19 protein-coding genes are annotated in these 22,542 nt (G+C 64.7%); 11 read left to right on the top strand and 8 right to left on the bottom strand.

The window, feature by feature from the left end; all coding sequences use genetic code 11:
- The first annotated feature begins 27 nt into the window (after positions 1-27).
- Positions 28-1,179 carry a glycoside hydrolase family 1 protein gene (locus NDY25_RS07560; RefSeq protein ID WP_168957253.1) on the top strand — a complete coding sequence of 384 codons (1,152 nt, stop codon included), beginning with the start codon at positions 28-30 and terminating at the stop codon, positions 1,177-1,179.
- 26 nt (positions 1,180-1,205) lie between these two features.
- Positions 1,206-2,957 (top strand): ABC transporter ATP-binding protein, encoded by a 1,752-nt coding sequence (locus NDY25_RS07565; RefSeq protein WP_168957302.1) that lies wholly within the window; start codon positions 1,206-1,208, stop codon positions 2,955-2,957.
- A 726-nt stretch (positions 2,958-3,683) separates the two neighbouring features.
- Here the strand turns inward: NDY25_RS07565 and NDY25_RS07570 are convergent.
- Positions 3,684-4,328, bottom strand: coding sequence for a DUF4142 domain-containing protein (locus NDY25_RS07570; RefSeq protein ID WP_168957254.1), 645 nt, complete (start codon positions 4,326-4,328; stop codon positions 3,684-3,686).
- Positions 4,329-4,588: 260 nt separating this feature from the next.
- Between NDY25_RS07570 and NDY25_RS07575 the strand changes: the two genes are divergently transcribed.
- Positions 4,589-5,752: a zinc-dependent alcohol dehydrogenase gene (locus NDY25_RS07575; RefSeq protein ID WP_168957255.1), complete on the top strand. Its 1,164-nt coding sequence runs from the start codon at positions 4,589-4,591 to the stop codon at positions 5,750-5,752.
- Between the two features lie 78 nt (positions 5,753-5,830).
- Here the strand turns inward: NDY25_RS07575 and NDY25_RS07580 are convergent, their stop codons facing one another.
- Positions 5,831-5,998 carry a hypothetical protein gene (locus NDY25_RS07580; protein ID WP_167387198.1) on the bottom strand — a complete coding sequence of 56 codons (168 nt, stop codon included), beginning with the start codon at positions 5,996-5,998 and terminating at the stop codon, positions 5,831-5,833.
- 323 nt (positions 5,999-6,321) lie between these two features.
- Here NDY25_RS07580 and NDY25_RS07585 point away from each other — a divergent pair, with 323 nt between their 5' ends.
- Positions 6,322-6,573, top strand: coding sequence for a YkgJ family cysteine cluster protein (locus NDY25_RS07585; RefSeq protein WP_006449501.1), 252 nt, complete (start codon positions 6,322-6,324; stop codon positions 6,571-6,573).
- A 9-nt stretch (positions 6,574-6,582) separates the two neighbouring features.
- Positions 6,583-6,852 carry a hypothetical protein gene (locus tag NDY25_RS07590; protein ID WP_256627856.1) on the top strand — a complete coding sequence of 90 codons (270 nt, stop codon included), beginning with the start codon at positions 6,583-6,585 and terminating at the stop codon, positions 6,850-6,852.
- A gap of 177 nt (positions 6,853-7,029) precedes the next feature.
- Here NDY25_RS07590 and NDY25_RS07595 read toward each other — a convergent pair whose 3' ends face one another.
- Together NDY25_RS07595 and NDY25_RS07600 are read right to left on the bottom strand one after the other, a co-directional pair.
- Positions 7,030-7,242 carry a hypothetical protein gene (locus NDY25_RS07595; RefSeq protein WP_168957257.1) on the bottom strand — a complete coding sequence of 71 codons (213 nt, stop codon included), beginning with the start codon at positions 7,240-7,242 and terminating at the stop codon, positions 7,030-7,032.
- Between the two features lie 278 nt (positions 7,243-7,520).
- Entirely contained in the window at positions 7,521-8,432 is a 912-nt protein-coding gene (locus NDY25_RS07600; RefSeq protein ID WP_256627857.1) for a LysR family transcriptional regulator, read from the bottom strand.
- Positions 8,433-8,535: 103 nt separating this feature from the next.
- On the opposite strand from NDY25_RS07600, the gene NDY25_RS07605 reads away from it, so the two are divergent.
- From NDY25_RS07605 to NDY25_RS07625, 5 genes are all read left to right on the top strand, one after another.
- Complete coding sequence (locus NDY25_RS07605) at positions 8,536-9,735, top strand: MFS transporter (protein WP_180336500.1); 1,200 nt, start codon at positions 8,536-8,538, stop codon at positions 9,733-9,735.
- Positions 9,736-10,081: 346 nt separating this feature from the next.
- A complete protein-coding gene (locus NDY25_RS07610; RefSeq protein WP_168957259.1) occupies positions 10,082-10,819 on the top strand; it encodes a DUF3348 domain-containing protein in 738 nt (245 codons plus the stop codon).
- A gap of 10 nt (positions 10,820-10,829) precedes the next feature.
- Positions 10,830-13,511 (top strand): DUF802 domain-containing protein, encoded by a 2,682-nt coding sequence (locus NDY25_RS07615; protein ID WP_256627858.1) that lies wholly within the window; start codon positions 10,830-10,832, stop codon positions 13,509-13,511.
- Positions 13,508-14,182, top strand: a complete 675-nt coding sequence (locus NDY25_RS07620; protein WP_168957261.1) for an OmpA family protein — start codon at positions 13,508-13,510, stop codon at positions 14,180-14,182. The genes NDY25_RS07615 and NDY25_RS07620 overlap by 4 nt, the downstream gene beginning before the upstream one ends.
- Complete coding sequence (locus NDY25_RS07625) at positions 14,179-14,832, top strand: DUF2894 domain-containing protein (RefSeq protein WP_168957262.1); 654 nt, start codon at positions 14,179-14,181, stop codon at positions 14,830-14,832. Before NDY25_RS07620 ends, NDY25_RS07625 begins: the two co-directional genes overlap by 4 nt.
- Positions 14,833-14,860: 28 nt before the next feature.
- Here the strand turns inward: NDY25_RS07625 and NDY25_RS07630 are convergent, their stop codons facing one another.
- From NDY25_RS07630 to NDY25_RS07645, 4 genes are all read right to left on the bottom strand, one after another.
- Entirely contained in the window at positions 14,861-17,011 is a 2,151-nt protein-coding gene (locus NDY25_RS07630; protein WP_168957263.1) for a TonB-dependent siderophore receptor, read from the bottom strand.
- Between the two features lie 86 nt (positions 17,012-17,097).
- Positions 17,098-18,366, bottom strand: coding sequence for a DUF3526 domain-containing protein (locus NDY25_RS07635; protein WP_168957264.1), 1,269 nt, complete (start codon positions 18,364-18,366; stop codon positions 17,098-17,100).
- Positions 18,366-19,802, bottom strand: coding sequence for an ABC transporter permease (locus tag NDY25_RS07640; protein WP_256627859.1), 1,437 nt, complete (start codon positions 19,800-19,802; stop codon positions 18,366-18,368). Before NDY25_RS07640 ends, NDY25_RS07635 begins: the two co-directional genes overlap by 1 nt.
- A gap of 10 nt (positions 19,803-19,812) precedes the next feature.
- Complete coding sequence (locus NDY25_RS07645; protein WP_168957266.1) at positions 19,813-20,553, bottom strand: ABC transporter ATP-binding protein; 741 nt, start codon at positions 20,551-20,553, stop codon at positions 19,813-19,815.
- A 225-nt stretch (positions 20,554-20,778) separates the two neighbouring features.
- Here NDY25_RS07645 and NDY25_RS07650 point away from each other — a divergent pair, with 225 nt between their 5' ends.
- On the top strand, positions 20,779-22,515 hold the full coding sequence (locus NDY25_RS07650; protein WP_425526349.1) for a M14 family metallopeptidase: 1,737 nt from the start codon (positions 20,779-20,781) through the stop codon (positions 22,513-22,515).
- The last annotated feature ends 27 nt before the right edge of the window (positions 22,516-22,542 follow it).

A 22,542-nucleotide genomic window follows, 5' to 3' on the forward strand; every position in this document is an offset into this window, starting at 1 on the left:
GCAACCGGTCGTGCAGCAGGATGTCAGATGCATACCCCCACAGTGTTCGACAGTTTTTTCATGGCGGGGTTCGAGTGTTCGACCCATCGCCGCCGCGATGGCCGCCGGCTGGATCTGATCGCCGGCACCAAGCACGACCGCTGGGCTGCCAACGATTACCGCGCCGTCTCGGCGCACGGCTTGCGTACTGTGCGCGACGGCATGCGCTGGCACCTGATCGAGCAACGCCCCGGCCATTACGATTGGTCCAGCTTTCTGCCGATGCTGCACGAGGCAAATGCTGCCGGCACCCAGGTGATCTGGGATCTGTGCCATTACGGCTGGCCGGACGATGTGGATATCTGGTCGCCGCACTTTGTCGATCGCTTTGCACGCTTTGCCGCTGCTGCCGCGCAATGCATCAAGAACGAAACCGACGCGGTGCCGTTCTATGCCCCGGTCAACGAGATCTCGTTCTGGGCCTGGAACGGCGGCGACCACTCAGGCATGTATCCAAAGGCACGCGGGCGCGGCTTCGAGCTCAAGCATCAGCTGGTACGCGCCACCATCGCCGCGATCGATGCGGTACGCCAGGTGGAACCGCGCGCGCGCTTCGTGCAGGTGGACCCGGCCATTCATGTGATTCCCTCCAACGACCGTCCCGGCCCGCGCCGCGAAGCCGAACGCCTGCGGCTGGCCCAGTTCGAAGCCTGGGACATGATCTGCGGCAAGCAATGGCCCGGATTGGGCGGCACACCGCAGCATCTGGACATCATCGGCCTCAACTACTACGCAGACAATCAGTGGTATCTGGGCGGCACACCGATCCTGCGCAGCTCAGCGGATTACCGCCCGTTTTCGGCCATCATGGACGAGTTCTGGCAGCGCTATCGGCGCCCGATGTTCGTCTCCGAAACCGGCGCCGAAGCCGATAAACGCGGCCCCTGGCTGGACCATGTCGGCAGCGAAGTGGCACTGGCGATGCAGCAAGGCGTGCCGATGGAAGGCATCTGCCTCTACCCGGTGCTGGACTATCCGGGCTGGGACAACTACCGCCATTGCCCCACCGGCCTGTTCGGTTATGCCGATGAGCAGGGCGAGCGTCCACTGCATGCCGGGCTGGCCAGACAACTGCGTCGCGAACACGAACGCTTTGGCCTGCAGGTGCCGCAGCTTGCACTGGCCGACATCGATACGTGACAACGCCCACTGCCCAGCCGGAATTATTGCCGGACACGCCGGCACGCTTTCTGTGGCATTACGTGCGCCAGCGGCCCTGGCATTTCGGTGGGTTGTTGTTGTTGATCATCGGCGCTGCCGGCTGCGCGGTGTCGGTGCAGTACGGCATGAAGGTGCTGGTCGATGCGATGGCCACCGATCAACGCAGCCAGGCCAATGTGTGGTGGCCGCTGGGCGTGTTCATCGGCCTGATTGCGGTGGAAAACCTGCTGTGGCGCCTGGGCGGCTGGTTGGGCTGCAGCACCGTGGTGGCCAGCGTGGTGGATATCCGGGTGGATCTGTTCCGCCATCTCACCGGGCACCCCATGCGCTATTTCAGCGAGCATTTCGCCGGTGCGCTGGGCAATCGCATCACCGCGCTCGGCAGTGCGGCCGGGCAGATCTACGGCGGGCTGGCGTGGAAGATCGTGCCGCCGATCGTGGATTTCATCGGCGCCATCGTGTTGTTGCTGACCGTGGATTGGCGCATGGCGGCCACGCTGGTCGGCTTCATCGGGATTGTGGCGGCCATCATCACCAGCTTCGGCATCCGCGGCCGCGCCAAGCACCAGCGCTTTGCCGCGCAGGCCGCGCGCGTGGGCGGTGAGTTGGTGGATGCGGTGTCGAATGTATGGACGATCAAGGCATTTGCCGCGCGCGATCGCGAAAGCGCACGGCTGGCCGAACAGATCGGCTATGAAGCGGTCGCACACCGGCGCAGCTGGATGTATGTGGAAAAGGCCCGGGTCATCCATGACATCTGCCTGTCGTTGATGGCCGGCGGCATGTTGATCTGGGCAATCGGCATGTGGCGTGCCGGCGCGGTGAGCGCAGGCGATGTGGTGCTGGTCAGCGCGCTGACGTTTCGCATCCTGCATGGCTCGCGCGATCTGGCGCTGACGCTGGTGGATACCACCCAGCAGCTGGGCGCGATCGCCGATACCTTGCAGATCATCCTGCAGCCGCATGCGTTGGTGGATGCGGATGCGCCATTGGCGCTGGCCGAAGGCGATGTGCGTTTCGAACATGTGCGCTTTGCCTATCCCGATCGCCCTGCGGTGCTGCACGACTTGAATCTGCATATTCCCTCAGGCCAGAAGGTAGGCATCGTCGGGCCGTCCGGTGCCGGCAAATCGACCTTGATTGCGCTGATCCAGCGCCTGGACGATGTGGAATCCGGGCGCGTGCTGATCGACGGCCAGGACATCCGCAGTGTCAGCCAGGACAGCCTGCGCGAAAAGATCGCAGTAGTGCCGCAGGAAACCGCGCTGTTCAATCGCAGCATTGCCGACAACATCCGCTATGGCCGGCCGGACGCCAGCGATGCAGATGTGCAGGAGGCCGCGCGGCATGCCTTCTGCGATGGATTCATCCGGCAACTGCCGCAAGGCTACGACACCCAGGTTGGCGAGCGCGGGGTGATGTTGTCCGGTGGTCAGCGGCAGCGGCTGGGCATCGCGCGTGCGTTTCTCAAGGACGCGCCAATCCTGATCCTGGACGAAGCCACCTCGGCACTGGACAGCGAATCGGAGGCGGAAATTCAGGCCGCGCTGGATCATCTGATGCGCGACCGCACCGTGCTGGCGGTAGCCCATCGTCTGTCCACGGTGATCGGCTTCGATCGCATCGTGGTGCTGCAGGAAGGCCGCGTGGTCGAAGAAGGTAATCCTGCACAGCTGCGCGGGCATGGCGGCGTCTTCGATGGGTTGTGGCAGCGGCAGGCGGCCGGATTCGAGCAGGCAGCGCCTGACGAGACGTAAGCATGATGCGGCCTGCGCGCGGCGCCGCATCCGGTGTCGGGACACGCCGTGAATCCGTCCGTGGAGGCTCAGTGGCGGCATCCATGCCGCCACATGGTCCCGCCCCGGATACGACACCGCGCTTCCACTCATTGCGGCTGCTGATCGACAAGCAATGTCATCAGCCGGGCGTAACGTCTGCGGATTCGCAATGATGCCCGAGCGATGCTTTTGGCATCGCTCGGATGCGGCCGAACAAAGATCCAGCACTTCGCAAGCGAAGGACACTTTCTAAGCCGCGATCAACCCAAAGCGCGATCAGTCACCAGTGGTGGATTTTCCTCCAGCAACCGACAACGATGGATGGTGCTTGCACGCGTACCGGCGTGGGACCTTACGCGGCATGGATGCCGCGTAAGAGCCTACATGGACGTACTTGCGGCGTGTCCCACGCCGGTACGCGTGCAAGCGCCCGCAGCAAACCGAAGCATCCTCGCAAAACCGGCAGGCGTCGTGCACGGCGATAGTCGATGCGTAGTGCCACATCCAGTGTCGGAACACACCATGCATCCACCCAAGACTGCTACGTACCGGCACTTATGACACCGCAGAGCCAATCAAGCGATGAGGACATCGCACTTCCAACCTGCTCATCTGCGAACCGGAAACAAAAAGACAACTGCGCCCACCTGACGGTGAGCGCAGTGGTTTTGTTGGCCGCCACAAGAGCGACCAGCAATCAATCGATCAATGCGGCTGGGTCGACTTGGTGCGCAGCGCCTTGGCATGTTCAAGGTGCTGGGCAATGGTTTCGCGGGCACGCTGCAGTTCCTTGCCCAGATCGCTCGACCCCGGCTCGCTGCTCAATTGCGTATCCAGCAGTGCCAGCGCCTGCTCATGGCTGGTCACGCTAGCCTGCAGGTACTGCGTTTCGAATTCCTTGCCGTTCAACCCGTCCAGACGCTTGCGGGTGCCATCCGCACGCGCGGATGCGGCTTGCGCCAGGGTGCCATTGCGGTCCGGCGCAAAACGGCTGAGGTCGGTGAGCGCAGCGCTGTGGGCTTCATCCATCTTGCGTGCGAACTGCAGCGATTCGCCGCCGATGCCTTTCACCACAGCCAGTTGCGCCAGCGTGCGCTCCTGCTCGTTGAAGATGACCAGTGCGCCCAATGCCTGCTTGCGATCGGTGGAGATGTTGGCGTCGGTGCGCAGTGGGTCGCCATGCGGTGGCGTTGCACTCTTTGCGGCAGGTCCGGTCAATGTGGTCTGCCGAATGTCGCGGTCGCTGCTGGTGTCGCTGGTCGCATCGGTCGATTGGCCCTGACGACGCTGCCACGCCTTGTACGCCACATAGCCCACGGCGCCGGCGGTTACCATCTTGAAAAGTCCCATTACTGCCTCCTGAGTGATCGTTGCTTGGCGATCATTGATTGTCGGGTTCGCATCGCGATGTGTGGAATGACTGCAAGCGATTTGACGAGTGATCTCAGGGTGCGAGTGCGAGGGTTATCCAGACGTGACTTGCGCATCAACGCGGCGTCGCCAATCGGACGCGTCCACACCATGCGCACGCTGTGTGCTGATGGGCTTAACGATGCTGCACGAACACTGCATGGGTTGCCGCGCATCGACGGCCTTTTCGGGAGATCTCAATGCTTGCCCTCAACTATCACGGCTCACGCGATGTACGGGTTGAAACCGTGCCGGATCCGGTTCTTGTCGAACGAGACGATTTGATCCTGCGCGTCACCGCAACGGCCATCTGCGGCTCGGATCTGCATCTGTATCGCGGCAAGATTCCCGATCTGCGCCATGGCGACATTCTCGGCCATGAATTCATGGGCATCGTCGAAGACGTTGGCCCAGATGTCACTGCAGTCAAACCCGGCGACCGTGTGGTGATTCCGTTCGTGGTCGCCTGCGGGCGCTGCTTCCACTGCGTACTGCAGGAATTTTCCGCGTGCGAAACCACCAACACCGGCAAGGGCGCGGCATTGAATCACAAGGACATGCGCCCACCGGCGGCCTTGTTCGGCTTCAGCCATCTCTACGGTGGTCTGTCGGGCGGGCAGGCCGAATACGTGCGCGTGCCCAAGGCCAATGTCGGGCCGCTGGTGGTGCCCGATGTCCTGCATGACGAACAGGTGTTGTTCCTGTCCGACATCTTGCCCACCGGCTATCAAGCCGTGGTCGATGCCGGCGTCAAACAAGGCTCCACCGTGGCCATCTTCGGCGCCGGCCCGGTCGGTCTGATGGCTGCGGCGTGCTGCCGCATGCTGGGCGCCGAACGTATCTTCATGGTCGACCACCACGCGTATCGGCTCGACTTCGCCTCCAAGGCGTATGGCGTCATCCCGATCAACTTCGACGAGATCGACGACCCGGCCGATGTGATCGTCTCGCAGACCGATGGCCGCGGCGTGGATGCCAGCATCGAAGCGGTGGGCTTCGAGGCCGAAGGCAGCGCGGTGGAAACCGCACTGACCACCTTGAAGCTGGAAGGCAGCAGCGGCGTGGCGATCCGCCAATGCATTGCCGCAACGCGTCGTTGCGGCGTGGTCAGTGTGCCGGGCGTGTATGCCGGCTTCATCCACGCCTTCCTGTTCGGCGATGCCTTCGACAAGGGGCTCACCTTCAAGATGGGCCAGACCCATGTGCAGAAACATATGCCGCAGTTGCTGGAACATATCGGCAACGGCGACCTCAAGCCGAGCGCGATCATTTCGCACCGCATGCCGTTGGCAGACGCAGCGCGCGGCTACGAATTGTTCGACAAGAAGCAGGACGATTGCCGCAAGGTCGTGCTGACGCCGTAACCGCTGGCGAACAGGCAAACACAAGCGGCGCAATCGATGAGTGCGCCGCTTGTCTATCTCACTCGTTTGGGATGCGGATCAATCCAGCGGTTTGGCCGGTACGAACGGCGACACCGGATCGCTGGCCGGAAAGGTCTCTTCCAGCGCATCGTCCTGCAGCGCATCCTGCTTTTCTTTCTCGCTGCGCTGGTCGTCGTGATCGCTGCTGTGGTCGGGCGTGGACACGGTTTGATTCGAGGTGCTCATCGAGGGTTTCCTGGCTGGGTGGATGCAGACTGCGCCACGCTACGGCGATGCAGCGATGATGCAGGTGAAAGCGGTCTTCGCATCGAGGCGACAAAGGCAACGCATTGCACAAGCCCGCTGCGCGGCGCGCCTGCATCGCCTGCGCCGAGGCGTAACCGCCAAGCTATGCAAAACGAATCCAGGGGCACGGTTCACACCCCGGCACGCCCAGGGTGTATGGTGCAGAGGCGGCCGGAGCCCGGTGTCGCCTTCACTACTATCTGGCCTTCTCCATCAAGAATCTCTGCGAACGCTGCGACGCCGTCTGTTGCCGGCTCACCGTCATGGTCGACTCAACCGACCGCATTCCAAACCATCTGACCACCGTGACGCCGCAAGGCTGGCACGTGATGGCGCGTGACGAGGAAGGCTGGTGCGTGGCCATCGATGCTGCGCGCATGTGTTGCTCGATCTACGACACACGGCCGGCGATCTGCCGCCGTTTCGTCATGTCCGGCCCGTATTGCCGCGACGTGCGTGCCACCTACGACGATCAGCGCCGCCGGGGCATTCCCTTGACGCTCTACAACGCATGAGGATTCGCGATGAATAATTCCCGCCGCCAGTCGATGACCGTGAGCAATCAGCCAGGCAAGCCGCGCTTGTCCGAACAGCGCCTGGCTGCTGATCTGGAAGCGTTTCAGCAGTCCGGTGGCGCGATCGAGCGTCTGGGCGACACGCCGCTGCGTCGTGACAAGAAGCGCGGCGAGTCCGACGCTGCACCGGCTGCAGCCGTCGTCGCAAAGCCGGCCGTCGAGACAACCGACGCGTCTGAAGAAGCCACAGAGACAACCGAAACCACCGACGCCAAGTAAGCCACTCGTCCCGGTGGGAAGCCCACCTGCGCTGTAGTTGTCGCTGCTGGATGTTGATGATGGATGTTGCTGCGCGCTGCAGCCGGCTAAAGAGACAGCGCCAGCCATCGTCGGCTTCGACAAGGGCCTGCGCCTGACAGGTAGATCTGCGTCGCCGGCAGGCGGCGCAATCGGTAGTTACAGCAGCTGCGCGCGCTTGATCGCGCCAAGCCCCTGCGCCAGGGACGCCATTTCGTTGGCCAGCTCGATCACGTCGCCGCCGGCTTGCGCGGCACTGGTCATGATGCGTTGATACGCGTCCCAGAGGTCTGGTCCATTGCCATAGGCATCGTGGAACCCTTGCAACTCCAGGACCATGAGATCGGACACTTGCATGTCGGAGCGATCCATTGCGGTTACCTCGTTGGGGAGTCGTCCCCGGCCCGCAGCCTACACGCGTTCACCTTACAAAACAGGGTCTAGCGTGAGTCAGCGTATTTGAAACTGAATTGGTTAGAGAGCACGCGCACACCGGCGTGAGTGGCTCGATCTGGCGTGCTGCAACGTGCTGCTGCGTGTAATGACGCGCTTACCAACGCGCACCTTGAATTGCGCTGCAACCAACGCGCGTGGATGCATAGGGTGCACAACCCGATGCAGCGCATGCCTCAGTTCGCTACGCACTGCCATCACGCCGCATCCTGCAAGCCCTGCTGCAGACATTCCAGCAAGCGGCTCAGCTTGGGCAACAACTGGCGCGCGCGCATCCACACCAGATGCAGCGGCAGGCCTTCGGTATCGCACTGCGACAGCACTGCCACCAGGCTGCCGCGCTGAAGATGGTGATCGATCAACCAGGTCGGCAGTTGCGCGATACCCAGCCCGGCCACCACCGCATCCACCTGCGCTTCTGCATTGCCGAACACCACCCGCGCGTCCATCGCGCGTTGTTCCACCGGTCCTTCACCATGCCGCAGCAACCACGGGCTACTGCTGCGATTGGCTTGGCCATACAGCACCGCGTCGTGCGCCAGCAATGCAGCGATGCTGTCGGGGGTGCCACGGTGTGCCAGATACTGCGGCGCGGCGCAGAACACGCGTTTTTCATGGCCCAGATAACGATGCCCCAGACTGCTGTGCCACTGATCCGGCCCACCGATGCGCACTGCGATGTCGATGCCTTCTTCGGCCATGTCGACGAAGCGATCGGTGAACGAAATGCTGGGCTGCAGGCCGGGATAGCGCTGGAAGAACGGCAGCAACACCGGCGGTACCTTGCGCCGGCCGAAGCTCACCGGCAGGTCCAGCCGCAGCCGGCCGGTGGGCGCCTGGCCTTCGGCGCGCAGGACGTGCTCGGCCTCTTCCAGCTCGTCGAGCACCTTGACGCAGACCCGGTAGAACGCCGCGCCGGCATCGGTCAGCGCCAGCCGCCGGGTGGTGCGCGCGAACAGGCGCACGCCCAGGCGTGCTTCCAGGCGGGCGATGGCCTTGCCCACTGCCGAGCTGGTCAGGCTGAGCCGCTCGGCGGCGGCGGTGAAGCTGCCGGCATCGGCGGCGCTGACGAAGATGTCGATGCCTTTGACGCGTTCGGAGGGATGCATAACGGCGGATTCGAGAAATGAGATCCGCAATGTACGGAAAATACTCCCGATATACGACTTGGATTCTTTCCTATCATGGCCAGCCCACACTGCGGCGCATGCCATGTCTGCTGTCCGTTCCACCACGTCCACCGCGTCTGTCACCAATGCGCCGGCCACCGCGCGCAGCAGGCTGGCGATCTTTATCCTGGCGTTTGCCGCGTTCGTGATCGTCACCACCGAATACCTGATCGTCGGGCTGCTGCCCGGCCTTGCGCGCGATATGGAAATTTCCATTTCCGCTGCCGGTCAGTTGGTGACGCTGTTCGCTTTCACCGTGATGCTGTTCGGCCCGCCGCTGACCGCGTGGCTGTCGCACGTGGATCGCAAGCGCCTGTTTATCGCGATCCTGCTGGTCTTTGCGGTCTCCAACGCGGTGGCCGCGCTAGCGCCCAACATCTGGGTGCTGGCCTTGGCGCGTTTTATCCCGGCGCTGGCATTGCCGGTGTTCTGGGGCACCGCCAGCGAGACCGCCGGGCAACTGGCCGGGCCGCAGCACGCCGGGCGCGCGGTATCGCGGGTGTATCTGGGCATTTCGGCGGCGTTGTTGTTCGGCATTCCGCTGGGCACGGTGGCGGCCAACAGCATTGGCTGGCGCGGCGCGTTCTGGATTCTGGCCGCCCTGTCGCTGGCGATGGCCGCCGCGCTGGCGGTGTGGATGCCGACGGTGGCCCGCAGCGCACGGGTGAATCTGCGCCAGCAGGCCGGCATCTTCAGCGAGCGCTTTTTCCTGGCCAATGTGGCGCTGTCGGTCGTGGTGTTCACCGCCATGTTCACCGCCTACACCTATCTGGCCGACCTGCTGGAACGCAGCGTGGGCGTGCCGGCGGCGAATGTGGGCTGGTGGCTGATGGGCTTTGGCGCGATCGGTCTGATCGGCAATTGGCTCGGCGGCCGGGTGGTGGATCGCTCGCCGCTGCGCGCCACCGCGGTGTTCCTGCTGCTGCTCGCACTCGGCATGGCGTTATGCGTGCCGGTGGCCAAGACCGGGGTGCTGCTCTATCTGACCCTGGCGGTCTGGGGCATTGCCTATACCGCGCTGTTTCCCATCAGCCAGGTGCGGGTGATGAACTCGGTGGCCCATTCGCAGGCGCTGGCCGGCACCACCAATGTGTCGGCGGCCAATGCAGGTATAGGCATCGGCGCGATCATCGGCGGGCTGGTGATTCCGGCCTGGGGCCTGGGCAGCATCGGCTATGTGGCCGCTGCGGTGGCACTGCTGGGCGTGGTGCTGATTCCGTTGGTGCATCGCGCCCGGCGTTGAGATGTCAGCCCCGGTGATGGTCTCCACCACGCCGGGCGAGCGTGACGACTTGTTTGCCGGGATCGGCGCGTTGCGGGCCAGGCGATGTCTGGCCCGCAACCGTGGTTTCGCTCGATATGCATGACTGCGAGCGCGTGCCGAGCCAGATATCGCTGCAGATGGGACTCTGTTCGAGTGCTGTGCATCCTTTCTATCGCCGCGCTGCGCACTGAAATCCCACGCCCGCCTCCACACCAGGCCGGCTGAATGCCGCCAGGGTCGGGCCTTCCGGCAGGCCCGACCCTGGCGCGCAAAGCGCCGAATGGCGCACATTCCCGTGTAAAATGCGCGGTCTTTGACCGGAAGAATGGCGAAAGTTTCTCCACGGGCGCCCCTCTCGGGCCCGGCGTTCATTCGCCTGCTTGCTCGCCTCAGCGACGTCCACGTTGCCCAGTCCAACCACGCGCTCGCCGACCGGCTGAGCCAGTGGATCGACTGGACGCGCGCGGTGGCGGTGTCAAAGGCGCTGGATGGCAAGCTGCCCGAGACCGACGATCTCCCCGAGCCGCGTGCTGCCGATGCGCAGGCCTGTGCACGCGTGCGCGCCGGGTTGGCAACCAGCAGCGTGGCCGATCTGGATGCGCTGGTCGTGCGCCTGCGTGCCGAGGCGCGCGACGACGCCGATCTCCAGACGCCTGCCCCAATGCCCGACTACGCACCCTTCCGGCAGCATTACCTCGCCATGCAACGCGCGATGCGCACCGCCACCGGCGATCTGCGTGGCCGTCTGCGCGACATGCTGGCGCTGACGTCCGGCGAGATGGCGCGGCTGGCCGAAGTGGATGCGGCAATGGAACTCACCCTGAGCCCGCGCGAGCAGAGCTTGTTGAACACCGTGCCGAGCCTGCTCGGTACACATTTCGAGCGTCTGCGCGATGCCGCGCAAACCCAACATTCGCCAGCCGATAGCGATGCCACACAACGCGCCGTCTCCGATGGCTGGCTGGATGTCTTTCGCAAAGACATGCAGAGCGTGTTGCTCGCCGAGCTGGATGTTCGTTTTCACCCGATCGAAGGCCTGCTTGCAGCGCTTCGTACCCGCTAACTGGGACCTCATGTTCAGAACTCTCGTCCACCTGTGTGTGTTTCTCGTCGGCCTGTTGGCGGTTTGCTGGGTCGGCATCGGCTATCTCGGCTCCAATCCGCTGGGCGCCTGCATCGCAGCGGTGATCGGCGCCTGTTATGTGGCCGGCGCATTGGAGCTGTACCGCTATCGCCAGGCTAGCGCGACGCTGGACGAAGCCGTTGCGGCGCTGACCACCGCGCCATCGGCATTGAGCGAGTGGCTGGAGCGTCTGCATCCAAGCCTGCGCAATGCGGTGCGCCTGCGCATCAAGGGCGAGCGCGTGGCCTTGTCCGCACCGGTGCTGACGCCGTATCTGGTCGGCCTGCTGGTGTTGCTGGGCATGCTCGGCACCTTGCTCGGCATGATGGCCACGCTCAAGGGCACCGGCTTCGCATTGCAGAGCGCCACCGACCTGCAGGCCATTCGTGGCTCGCTGGCGGCACCGGTGGAAGGCCTGGCGTTCGCGTTCGGCACCTCCATTGCCGGCGTTGCGACCTCGGCGATGTTGGGGCTGTTGTCGGCATTGTGCCGGCGCGAGCGGCTGCAGGTTGTGCAGCGGCTGGATCTGAAAATCGCATCCGAACTGCATCCGCATTCGGACGCGCATCAGCGTGGCGAAGTGTTCAAGCTGCAGCAGCAGCAAAGCGCCTTGATGCCGACGCTGATCGATCGGCTGCAAACGCTGATGAGCAGCATCGAACAGCAAAGCATCGCCGCCGATGAACGTCTGGCCGCACAACAGGCCGAGTTCCACGCCAGAAGCGAAGCGGTGTATGCGCGCCTGGCCACGGCGATGGAGCAATCGCTGCAAGCCGGCGTGGCAGAAAGCGCACGCGCAGTGAGTGTAGCGTTGCAGCCGGCAATGGAAGCCACCATGGCCAGCATCGCGCGCGACACCGCCGCGCTGCAGGAGCGTGTTACGCATGCCGTACAGCAGCAGCTGGATGGCATCACCAGCGGCTTCCAGCACAGCGCCAGCGCAGCGGCCGAGCACTGGACCACGGCCCTGGCCGCACAGGAACGCGCGCAGCACGCGCTCAACCTGCAACTGCAGACCACGCTGGAGCAGATCGCCCAGCAGACCACCGCATTGCAGGAGGGCGTGGGCACGGCCGTGCAGCAGCAATTGCACGGCATCAACGCGGGCTTCCAGGCCGGTGCGCAGAGCGCAGCCGAGCAGTGGCAAAGTGCATTGGCCGCACAGGAGCGTGCGCAGCAAGCGCTCACCGAGCAATTGCGGCACACGCTGGAACAGATCGATCAGCGCAGCATCGCTGTGCAGGACGGCGTGACGCAGGCGGTGCAGCAGCAGTTGAGCGCACTCAATGACGGGTTTGAACGCAGCAACGCCGCCACTGCAGACAACTGGGCGGCAGTGCTGGCCGAGCAGCAACGCGCAAGCGCGGCGTTGAGCACGCAATTGCACGCCACGCTTGAGCAACTTGCGCAGCAGACCACGGCACTGCAGGACGGCGTGCAGCAGGCCGTGCAGCAACAACTCGCTGGCCTGAGCAGCGGCCTGGAAACCAGCACCGCCGCTGCAGCCGCCACGTGGACCGCGGCAGTGGCCGAACAGCAACGTTCGAATCACGCGCTCACGCAGGAATTGCAGACCACGCTCACGCAGTTCGCCAGCACCTTCGATGCACGCTCCAGCGCCTTGGTCGATGCGGTATCCAAGCGCATGGATCAGTCCAGCAGCGACACCGCCAGCGCATGGAACGCCGCTCTGGCGCAACAACATGACGCCAGCGCGGCATTGGCAAGCCAGCACCAGAACGCACTCGCTGCCGCCACCGCCAGCTTCGACGCGCATGCCGCTGCCCTGGTCGGCACCTTGCAGCAATCGCATACCGACCTGCAGGCCGCACTGGAAGCCCGCGACACCCAGCGCCTGGCGCTGTGGAGCGAGCGTTTTACCGCGATGAGCGCGGACCTGAGCACGCAGTGGGAACGCACCGGCGAGCGCGTGACCCAGCAACAACAGGCGATCTGCGACACCCTGGCCAGCACCGCCAGCGAGCTGTCCACGCAGGCGCAGGCGCAGGCCAGCGCCACCATTGCCGAAGTGTCGCGGCTGATGCAGATCGCCTCCGAAGCGCCCAAGGCCGCCGCCGACGTGGTGGCCGAGCTGCGCCAGAACCTGTCCGAGAGCATGGTGCGCGACACCGCCATGCTGGAAGAACGCAGCAAGCTGCTCGCCACGCTGGACACCTTGCTCAACGCGGTCAATCACGCCTCCACCGAACAACGCGAAGCGGTGGATGCGCTGGTCACCAACTCGGCCGATCTGCTGCAACGCGTAGGCGCCCAGCTCACCGAACAGATCGGCAGCGAGACCGGCAAGCTCGGTGCAGTGGCCGCGCATGTCAGCGGCAGTGCGGTGGAAGTGGCCAGCCTGGGCGAAGCGTTCGGCATGGCGGTGCAGTTGTTCAGCGGCTCTACCAGTGAGCTCAACGAACGCCTGCAGCACGTGGCCAGCGCACTGGATGCCTCGCTCGCCCGCAGCGACGACCAACTGGCCTATTACGTGGCGCAGGCGCGCGAAGTGGTCGACCTCAGCATGCTTTCGCAGAAGCAGATCATCGAAGAACTGCGTCAGCTCGATCGCGGTCGCAGCGACGCCGGCGATACAGGCGATGCCGATAGCAGCCAGGCCACCACGGCATGAGCGATGAGATCGACATCGACGGCGAATCGGGCACACCGATCTGGGCCGCCTTCGGCGACCTGATGTCGGTATTGCTGGGCGCGTTCGTGCTGATCCTGGTCGGGGTGATCGGTGTGCAATTGCAGCTCTCCAGCCGCCTGGACGAAGAGGTCAAGCAACGTCAGGTTGAAGCGCAGCGTCGCAAGACGCTGGAACAAGCCCTGGCCGCACCGCTGGCGGCCGGCCGCGTAACCCTGGTCGATGGGCGCATCGGCATCCGCGGCAATGTGTTGTTCGCGTTCAATTCCGATCAGTTGCAGCCGGAAGGCCGCGAGGTGCTGAAGACGCTGGCCGCGCCGTTGACGGAGTACCTGGCCGCGCGCGAAGAGATCCTGATGGTCAGCGGCTTTACCGACGACCGCCCGGTGCTGGGTGGCAATCGCCGCTACGCCGACAACTGGGAACTGTCCGCGCAGCGTGCGCTCACCGTGACGCGTGCATTGATCGCCGAGGGCGTGCCGGCGTCGTCAGTGTTCGCTGCGGCGTTCGGCTCGCAACAGCCGGTGGATTCCAATGCCGATGAAACGCGCCGCGCCAGGAACCGGCGTGTGGAGATCGCACCGATCGCGCGGCCTTCCACCTCGCGCGCTTCCGCCACGTCACAGCCAACGCCGGCTGCAACCACGCGATGAGCATGCAGGCGACCTCCGCACACGCGCGACTTGAGCATTGGCGCAGCCAGGGCGCCGATCGGCTGGATCCGGTGAGCTTTCATCTGATGGAAACGCTGGCCGCGCGCGCCGGCATGCAGGCGGATGCGGTGCGCGCAGTGCTGGAAGAAAAGCTGGGCAACTTGATCGATGCATATGCAGCGACAGTCAAGAAAGCATCGCGCCGTCGTGCAGCTAGCGATGTCGCTCCAAGTGCGTTGCAACGCAGCGCGCTGGGCGCGTTGACCGACCAGATGGCAGGCCATGCGGCGTTGATGGAGGTGGACAGCAGAAAGACCGCGACACCCGATGCCACGCTGTTTCCCGAGCTGCCGGCGCTGGAGGATTTCCGTCGCACCTGGACCACCGTGCGCACCGCCAGCCAGGTGCGGCAATCGCTGCAGGACGCCCCTAAGGACGCCGGCCCGCTCAATTCCAGCGTGCTGGTGCATCGCTGCATCAGCCTGATGCGCGAATGCTCGCCCGGTTATCTGCAGCACTTCCTCGGCTATGTCGACGCGCTGTCGTGGCTGGAGCAACTGCACAGCGGCGGCGCATTGGCCAGCGATGACGCCGCACCCGCCGCGCCTGGCAAGAAGCGCAGCAAGCGTCCGTCCACGCGTCGCAGCTAAGAGCAACCGATCGAACCCACGGTCCGTCTCAGAACCGCAACCGCACACCCACCGTCCAGCTGCGCGGCGCGCCGGGATACACCCATTGCTCGCTGTACGAGAACGCGGCGTAGCGGCGGTCGGTCAGGTTTTCGACCTTGGCATACAGGCGCAGCCGCTCGCTCAGATCGTAGTGGCCGACCAGGCGCCACACGGTATACGCAGGCAGCACGAAATCGGTATTGCTATCCACCGACCCCAGCCGCTCGCCGGTATGCGAGACGCCCACGCCCACCGCCGCACTGCGCTTGCCGGTCAATGGCTGCTCGTAGTTGACGAAGGCATTGCCACTGAAACGCGGCACATTCGGAAAACGTCGTCCCTCGGCCAGGCCGGTACCGGCGGCAGCCTCGCTGCTGCGCGTCACCTGCGAATCGGTGTAAGCCAGGCCCACCGACGCGGCCAGGCGCGGGGTCAGCCGCCCGAGCAGATCCAGCTCCACACCCTGGCTGCGCATCTCGCCCACCGGCAGCGAAAAACTGGTGTCGGCCGGATCCAGGCTCAGCACGTTTTTCTTGTCGATACGGAATGCCGCCAACGTGGCTTCCAGGCCATCGCCGGGCTGCACGTATTTCAGCCCGGTTTCCAGCGAACGGCTTTTCTCCGGCGCAAAACTCTGCCCGTCCGCACCCACGCCACTGTTGGGGCGAAAGCCCGCCGCCGCACTTGCATACAGCGACAACGCATCGTCGACATGGAAGATCACGCCCGCGCGCGGGCTGACCACGCCATCGAAGGCGCGCTGTGTGGTGCCGCGCAATTGGTTGTCGAGATCCTGCTGATAGTGGTCGTAGCGCAGGCCGAGCAAGGCCTTCCAGCGCGCGCCAAGATCGATCTGGTCCTGCGCATAGACGCCCCACACCTGCTGCCGCTCTTCGGTGTCGGTGATCGTGGCCAGCCGCCCCGGCTGGGCCACACCGTACTGCGGTGCGAGCACATCAATGCTGTACGGCGTGGCGGCCGAGCGGGCACGCTGCTGAAAGCGGCTGTCGTCGAAGCGATTGCCGTCGACACCGAACAACACGTTGTGGGTGACGCTGCCCGCCTGCAAGGTGCCGAGCAATTCGGCACGCCCGGCGATATCGCGGCCCTGGTAATCGCGGTAGCGACGCTCGCGGCGCAGCGTGCGGTCGTCGGCCTGCAGCGTCCACGGCTCGGTGGAAAAACCGCGCATGCCGCTGTCGCGATAGGTCGCCCCGCCCTGCAACGACCAGGTCTGATTCAAGCCGTGCACCACAAACAGCTGGTGCCCGGTGGAATGCAGATCGATATCGCCATCGCGCGGTTCGCCCAGAAAGCGCGACGCCGGCAGCCGATTGGCATCGCCATCGATGGCGGTGACGCCACGATCGAACGGCGCATGGATGCGCACGAATTCCAGCTCGTAGGATACAGTGGTATCGGGCGTGGGCATCCACAGCAGCGAGGGCGCCAGCAGCGTGTTGTCGCTGTCGACGGTGTCGCGGAAGCTGTGCTGATCCTTGTGCATGACATTCAGCCGATAGGCCAGGTTCTCGCCCAGCGGGCCGGTGCTGTCGACCGCAGCGCGATAACTGTCGAAGCGCCCTGCGGACAGATCCACACTGTGCTGCGGCTGAAACAAGGGCTTTTTGGTGACGATATTGACTGCCCCACCCGGCTCGCCGCGCCCGTACAACGCCGAGGCCGGGCCCTTGATCACTTCGATGCTTTGCGTGTTGGCCGCATCGCGCAGGCCGTTGTAACCGCGGCTGGCATTGAAGCCGTTGACCATGTAATCCGAGCTGAAATTCGGGTCGCCGGTGAAGCCGCGCATCGAGTAGCTGTCCCACAGACCGCCCAGGTTATTGGCCTTGGTGATGCCGCTGGCCATCTCCAGCGCGCCGGCCAGATCGTTGACGCCGGCATCCTCCAGCAAGGTCTGATCGAGCACGCGCGCACTGATCGGCAGATCGCGCAACGGCGCATCGGTCTTGGTGGCGCCGGTGACGCTCAACGCGCGGTACGGCGTGTACTGGCTGCGCACCTGCACCGCATCCAGATCGCGCGCCTGCGGCTCGGCGGCGTCGGCGTCGACGCAGGCAATGACGCATGCGCAGGCCAGCATGCTGAGCAACGGCACGGTGTGTGGCATGCGTTGGCGCGACGAGAACACGGACATCGGGCAGGACTCCTGAAGGACCCAGGCACGCAATGCCCGGGGCGCAAGTGAAAGAACCAAAGGTGATGGATGAAACGCAACTGCCGCTATGACGCGGGATCGGCCCTTGCATCGAAACGCGGCGCACGCCCGAAGTCCTCGCGCGTAAATGGCCGGTCGCGAAACAGATAGCCGTAGTAGAACGTCCGCAACGCCCGGTGATAGGCGCGAATGCGATCTTGATAGGCCAATTGCGCACGCAGATCGGTATCCGCCAGGCGCGTCAACGCCGCCTGCAATGCAACCGGCGGCAATACGCTGGCCACACGCTGCGCCAGCGCTTCGCGTCGTTGCAGGCCTTGCCGATACGCCGCAACCTGCGGCGCCACCTGCTGATCGCCGTTTTCGTGAAAGGCGAAATACCACTTGTAATGGAACGCGCTGGTCAGCGGCGCAGAATCTGCCCACTGCGGGTTGTGCGCATAGAAGGCCCGCATGGTGTCCTGGCGCGGAATATCCCAGGCGTGGTTGACCGCCTCGCGCTGCAGCCGCGCGATCTCGCTGCCTTGGTTGACCGGCACCGCCTGATTGATCGCCACATGCGCCAGCGCCGGCGCAACCAGTGCCAAGACGACCCAGCAGCTCGCCAAGGCGGTGGCATGCGCGGCGGGGCGCCAGTGGATGCGCCCGACCAGCACCGCCAGCAACACCCAGAACAGCAGATAGACGCAGCTCAGTGCCAGCACCGCGAGTTGTTGCAGCAGCGGCACTGCATTGAGGCTCGCGGCAATGGCAAACGGCACGCTCAGGCACACCAGCACCGCAGCGGCACGCACCACCACGCGCCGCACCAGCAACGCGGCTCCGGCACCCGGCAGCGCGGCCAGCATGCGTGCGCGCCCAGCCTCGCGTTCGCCCGAGCGCAGATCGAACAGCAACGCGATCACGAATAACGGCAGCAAAAACACCAGCACAAAGGCATAGTCGAAGCGCCCGGCCAATGCCAACTCCGGGTTGTAGCTGTCGCCATCGTGGATCTGCGCCTCCAGACCCAGCGCGCGAACACGCAGGATGTACGGCGAGACATCGCGCATGCCCGCCGCGGCGAATGCCAATGGCGAGGGCACATCCCAGGTCGGGTGGAAGCTGTAGTAAGCCGCGCTGCCAGCGTCGTTGGTGCGCGCCACATAGTCCTCCACCGCTGCGATGTCTTCCTGCTGCAGCGCTGCGATGCCTGCGATGTTGTCGCGCTGCGCAGCGATGACGTGCTGGCCGGAGATCAGGCTGCACACCGTCAACAGGGCAAGCAACAGCAATCCGGCCACCGCGGCAGGTGCGCGCAGCAACAGCAGCAGTTCGTACTTCCACAGCACCATCAGCGCGCCACTCCCACACGTCGGCCCGCTGCGATCAGCATGCACAGCGCAGCCAGCAGCCAGGCACCGACCAGACCAAGCGTAATGCCTGCGGCACGCAGCACCTCTGTTGTGGCCGGGGGCTGGAAAGCGAACACCGGAATCTCATGCCAATGCGCGGAGGAGATGCGCTTGCGTTGGTCGGCGCCGGCATCCTGGGCGGTGTCGTCGGCCATGCTCACGGCGTCGGCCTGCAGTTGATTGAGCTGCTGCACCAGCCTGTAACGGTAACGCTCGGCCTGGATAAGAAAGCGCTCATGTGCGCGCAGATCGGTTTCCGCCAACGTCATCGAGAGGTCGCGCAGGGCAACCGTTGGACTCAGCAGGGCGAACGTGCGCACCAGCAGATTCTGTTCCTGCTGGATGGCCGAATCGCGTGCGGCATACCGTTCGAACAGGCTGGAGGTGAGCCGCTCGCCTTCCAGTGCGAGCAGGCCCTTGTAGTTCACCGGCAGGTCTTCCACGCGCTGTACGCCGTAGCGTGTCAGGGTCTGCTGCTTGAACTGCGCAAAGTGCGGGTCGTCGGGATTGTGGCTGTCGCCGAGCGTGCGCAGATCGCGCTGGATCGCCACGTCTGTTTCGAGGCGCGTTGGCAATCGGTACGCGGCACTGGCCACATCCGGTGCCACGCGCGGCACCAGCAAGGCCAGCCACACCCACACCGCCAGCGATACCAGCAACGCATCGCGGCCGCGCCGGCACAGCATCGACACCGCCAGCACCAGCGCGCACCACACCAGCAGATAGACCGCATACGCCAGCACCAGCAGTGCGACCCGCAGCGCCTGGCCCGGCAACAACGCGATGGGCACCAGCCCGACCAAGGCCGGCAACAGGCACGCAGCGGCCACCGCGGCGAGCGCGAGATATTTGCCGCCGAACAATTGCCGGCGCGTCGCGCCCTGCAACAACAACGCACGCAGCGTTCCGGTTTCCTGCTCGCGCGCCACCGCGCCATAGCCCAGAAACACCAGCATCAGCGGCGCCAAGACCTGCAGCACAAAGGCAGGCGTCAATTGACCGAAACGCACCAGCAGCGAGCTCTGACGCACATCGCCGAAGTTGGCGGTGTTCTGGCGATGACCTTCCAGAAACATGCTGTTGCCGGTAAACGCATCCACGCCCGCATCGAACGCGGCCAAAGCCGGCAGCGGGCGATAGATGAAGTGACCGTAATGCACCACCCGATGCGGATGGCGATCCGGCTGCGCCTCGAAGGCCTGTTGCGCGGCCAGTTGCTGGCGCGCGCGGAACTCGGCGACCTCGCGCTGATGATGCGCGGCGGTCAACGCCGCCACCAGCGTGAGCAGCATCAGCAACACCACACCGATGGCGGCGGAACGGTTGCGCGCCATGAAGCGCAGTTCTTCGCGCGCGACCAACAGCACAGGACTCATGCGGCAACGCTCATGCAGCCTGATCCTGCGGGCGCGCGAAGCGTGCATGCAAGGTGCGCACATCGAAGCCGCTGTCGCCGGCGCCGATTTCTTCGGCAATACGTCCGTTTTCCAGAAACCCAATCCGGTCGGCCACATCCACCGCACCAAGCAGGTCGTGGGTGACCATCAGCACCGCACCGCCGCGCTCACGCACGCTGCTGACCAGGCGGTTGAAATCGGCGATGGCGCGCGGATCCAGACCGGAGGTGGGCTCGTCCAGCAGCAGCACCGGCACCTGGCGCAAGGTGGCGACCGCGATCGCCACTTTCTGGCGCATGCCTTTGGAAAATCCCGCCAGCCGCTGGCTCCAGGCTTCGCGTTGCAGACCGGCAGCGGCGAACGCCTGGCCGATCTCGGTTTGGCTGCGGCGTTGGCCGGCGAGCGCAAGCAGATAGTCGGCATTTTCGATTGCGCTCAGATGCTCGTAGAGCGCGACGTTTTCCGGCAGATAGGCCAGCCGGGCACGCGCAGCGCCGGGGGTGGCGACCGGGTCGATGCCATCCACCAGCAAGCTGCCGGAGCTGGGTTTGACGAAACCGAGCAGGGTGGAAAGCGTGGAGGATTTACCAGCGCCGTTGCCGCCCAGTAAGGCGTAGACACTGCCCGGCCAGACCTGCAGATTCAGCCCCTGCAACACGGCGCGGCCGCGGTAGGCCACGTGGAGGTTGCTGACGCAAATCGCGGGGGTCGGTGTAGTGCTGAAGGGCATGATAAGAAAGCTCGCCTACTGAAATGATATGTTATCACATTAGATGCAGGCGCCTGCGCAGCGCCGCGCTCTTCCCCTTCGATCGAGACCCCTACGCCGCACATGACCTCCGATACGCGCCACTCCTGCCTGCACGGCTCACCTGCCCCTCCACGCAATCAATACGCGTCCGCCAACGCTGCAACCGCCCACGCAGCCCGTACTTCCCGGCACGCCTGCGCCAGTTTGCTCGCGGCGACGCTGTTCGCTGCCGCACACGCCAACGCGCAGACCATCGACACCAGCGCACCACTGCCGCCGGTGCGCGCCTGGCATGGCGCCAGCGAGGCATTGATCGTCAAGCCGGGCGATCCGTGGAGCACGCCGGTGGAGCGCAACGATTTCGCCAGCACGCCCAGCTATGACGAAACGCGCGCGTGGCTGGAACGCCTGGTCGCCGCCTCGCCGCTGCTGTCGTTGGAAGTATTCGGCAAGAGCAGTGAGGGCCGCGATTTGCTGCTGGTGCGCGCGCACAAGGGCACACCCGGCAAGCCGGTGGTGCTGGCGCAGGCGGCCATTCATGCCGGCGAAATCGACGGCAAGGATGCCGGCTTGATGTTGCTGCGCGATATCGCCCAACGCGGCAAAGATCACCTGCTCGACCAGGTGGATTTCGTGTTCGTGCCGATCTTCAATGCCGATGGTCACGAGCAACGCGGCCCGCTGATCGGCGCCGCCCTGCGCGGCCCGCAACAGATGGGCTGGAACACCACCACACGCGGCATCAATCTCAACCGCGATTACCTCAACCTGGAAGCGCCGGAAACGCGCGCGATGGTCGCGTTGCTGCATACACTCGATCCGGCGCTCTACATCGATCTGCATGTCAGCGGCGGGCTGGATCATCAGTACGACATCACCTTTACCTTCGCCGGTTGGGGCACCTACGCACGCTCGCGCGCCACTGCCGACTGGCTGCAGCAGCGCTTCACGCCGGCAATGAACACCGCGCTGCGCAGCCAGGGCCATGAGCCTGCGATCTACCCGAGCCTGATCGACGAAGACGAGCCGCGCTCGGGCCTGCGTTACGCACCGGAAGGCCCGCGCTATTCCACCGGGTATGGCGATTTTGCCGGCATTCCCACCGTGCTGGTGGAGAACCATCGTTTGAAGTCGTACCGGCAGCGCGTGCTCGGCGACTACGTGTTGCTGGAAGAAGCGCTGCGCGTGGTCGGCCGCGATGCCAGGAAAATCGACGCAGCCAAGCGCGCCGATCGCGCCGCACGCCCGCAGGAATTGATGGTTGCCTGGGAACGCCTGCAACAGCCGATCGCCCATGTGCCGTTCAAAGGCGTGAGCTACACCCGCGCGCTCTCGCCAGTGTCCGGCCGGCAGGAGCTGCGCTGGGAAGGCCGCGATGAAACCTGGACCATGCCGGTGATCGGCTATCGCCAGACCCAGGCGGTGCGCTACCCGCTCGCTTGGTGGATTCCGCCCGGCAACGACGATGTGGTCGAACTGCTCAAGGCACACGGCATTACATTCGAACGCTTGCAGCAACCGCACCAGGTGAAGGTGCAGCAGATCCGCGTGGTCAAGGAGGCCGGCATCCAGACGCCGCACGCCGACACCCTGCAGGAAACCTTTGCCGCCGGCAGCATCCGCGTGCCCGCCGATCAACCGATGCGCATGCTGGCGGCAGCGTTGCTGGAACCGCAGAGCAGCGATTCGCTGCTGGCCAGCGGGCGTTTCCGCAATGCGGGCAGCCCCGACAGTGGCTTGTACGGCGCCGAGCTGGTGGACTTCACCGAGCGCGTGTTGCGCAGCGACGCAACCCTGCGCGCCGAGTTCGAACGCAAGCTTGCAGACGATGCCGCATTCCGCGCCGATGGCGATGCACGCTTGCAATGGATCTATGCACGCTCGCCGTATGCGGCGATCAATGGCTGGCGTTATCCGGTGCGGCGTCAGCTGGCAGAATGATTCATCGGCATTGCCGATTCCATCGTG

The organism is Xanthomonas hortorum pv. pelargonii, assembly GCF_024499015.1.
GTDB classification, from domain to species: domain Bacteria; phylum Pseudomonadota; class Gammaproteobacteria; order Xanthomonadales; family Xanthomonadaceae; genus Xanthomonas; species Xanthomonas hortorum_B.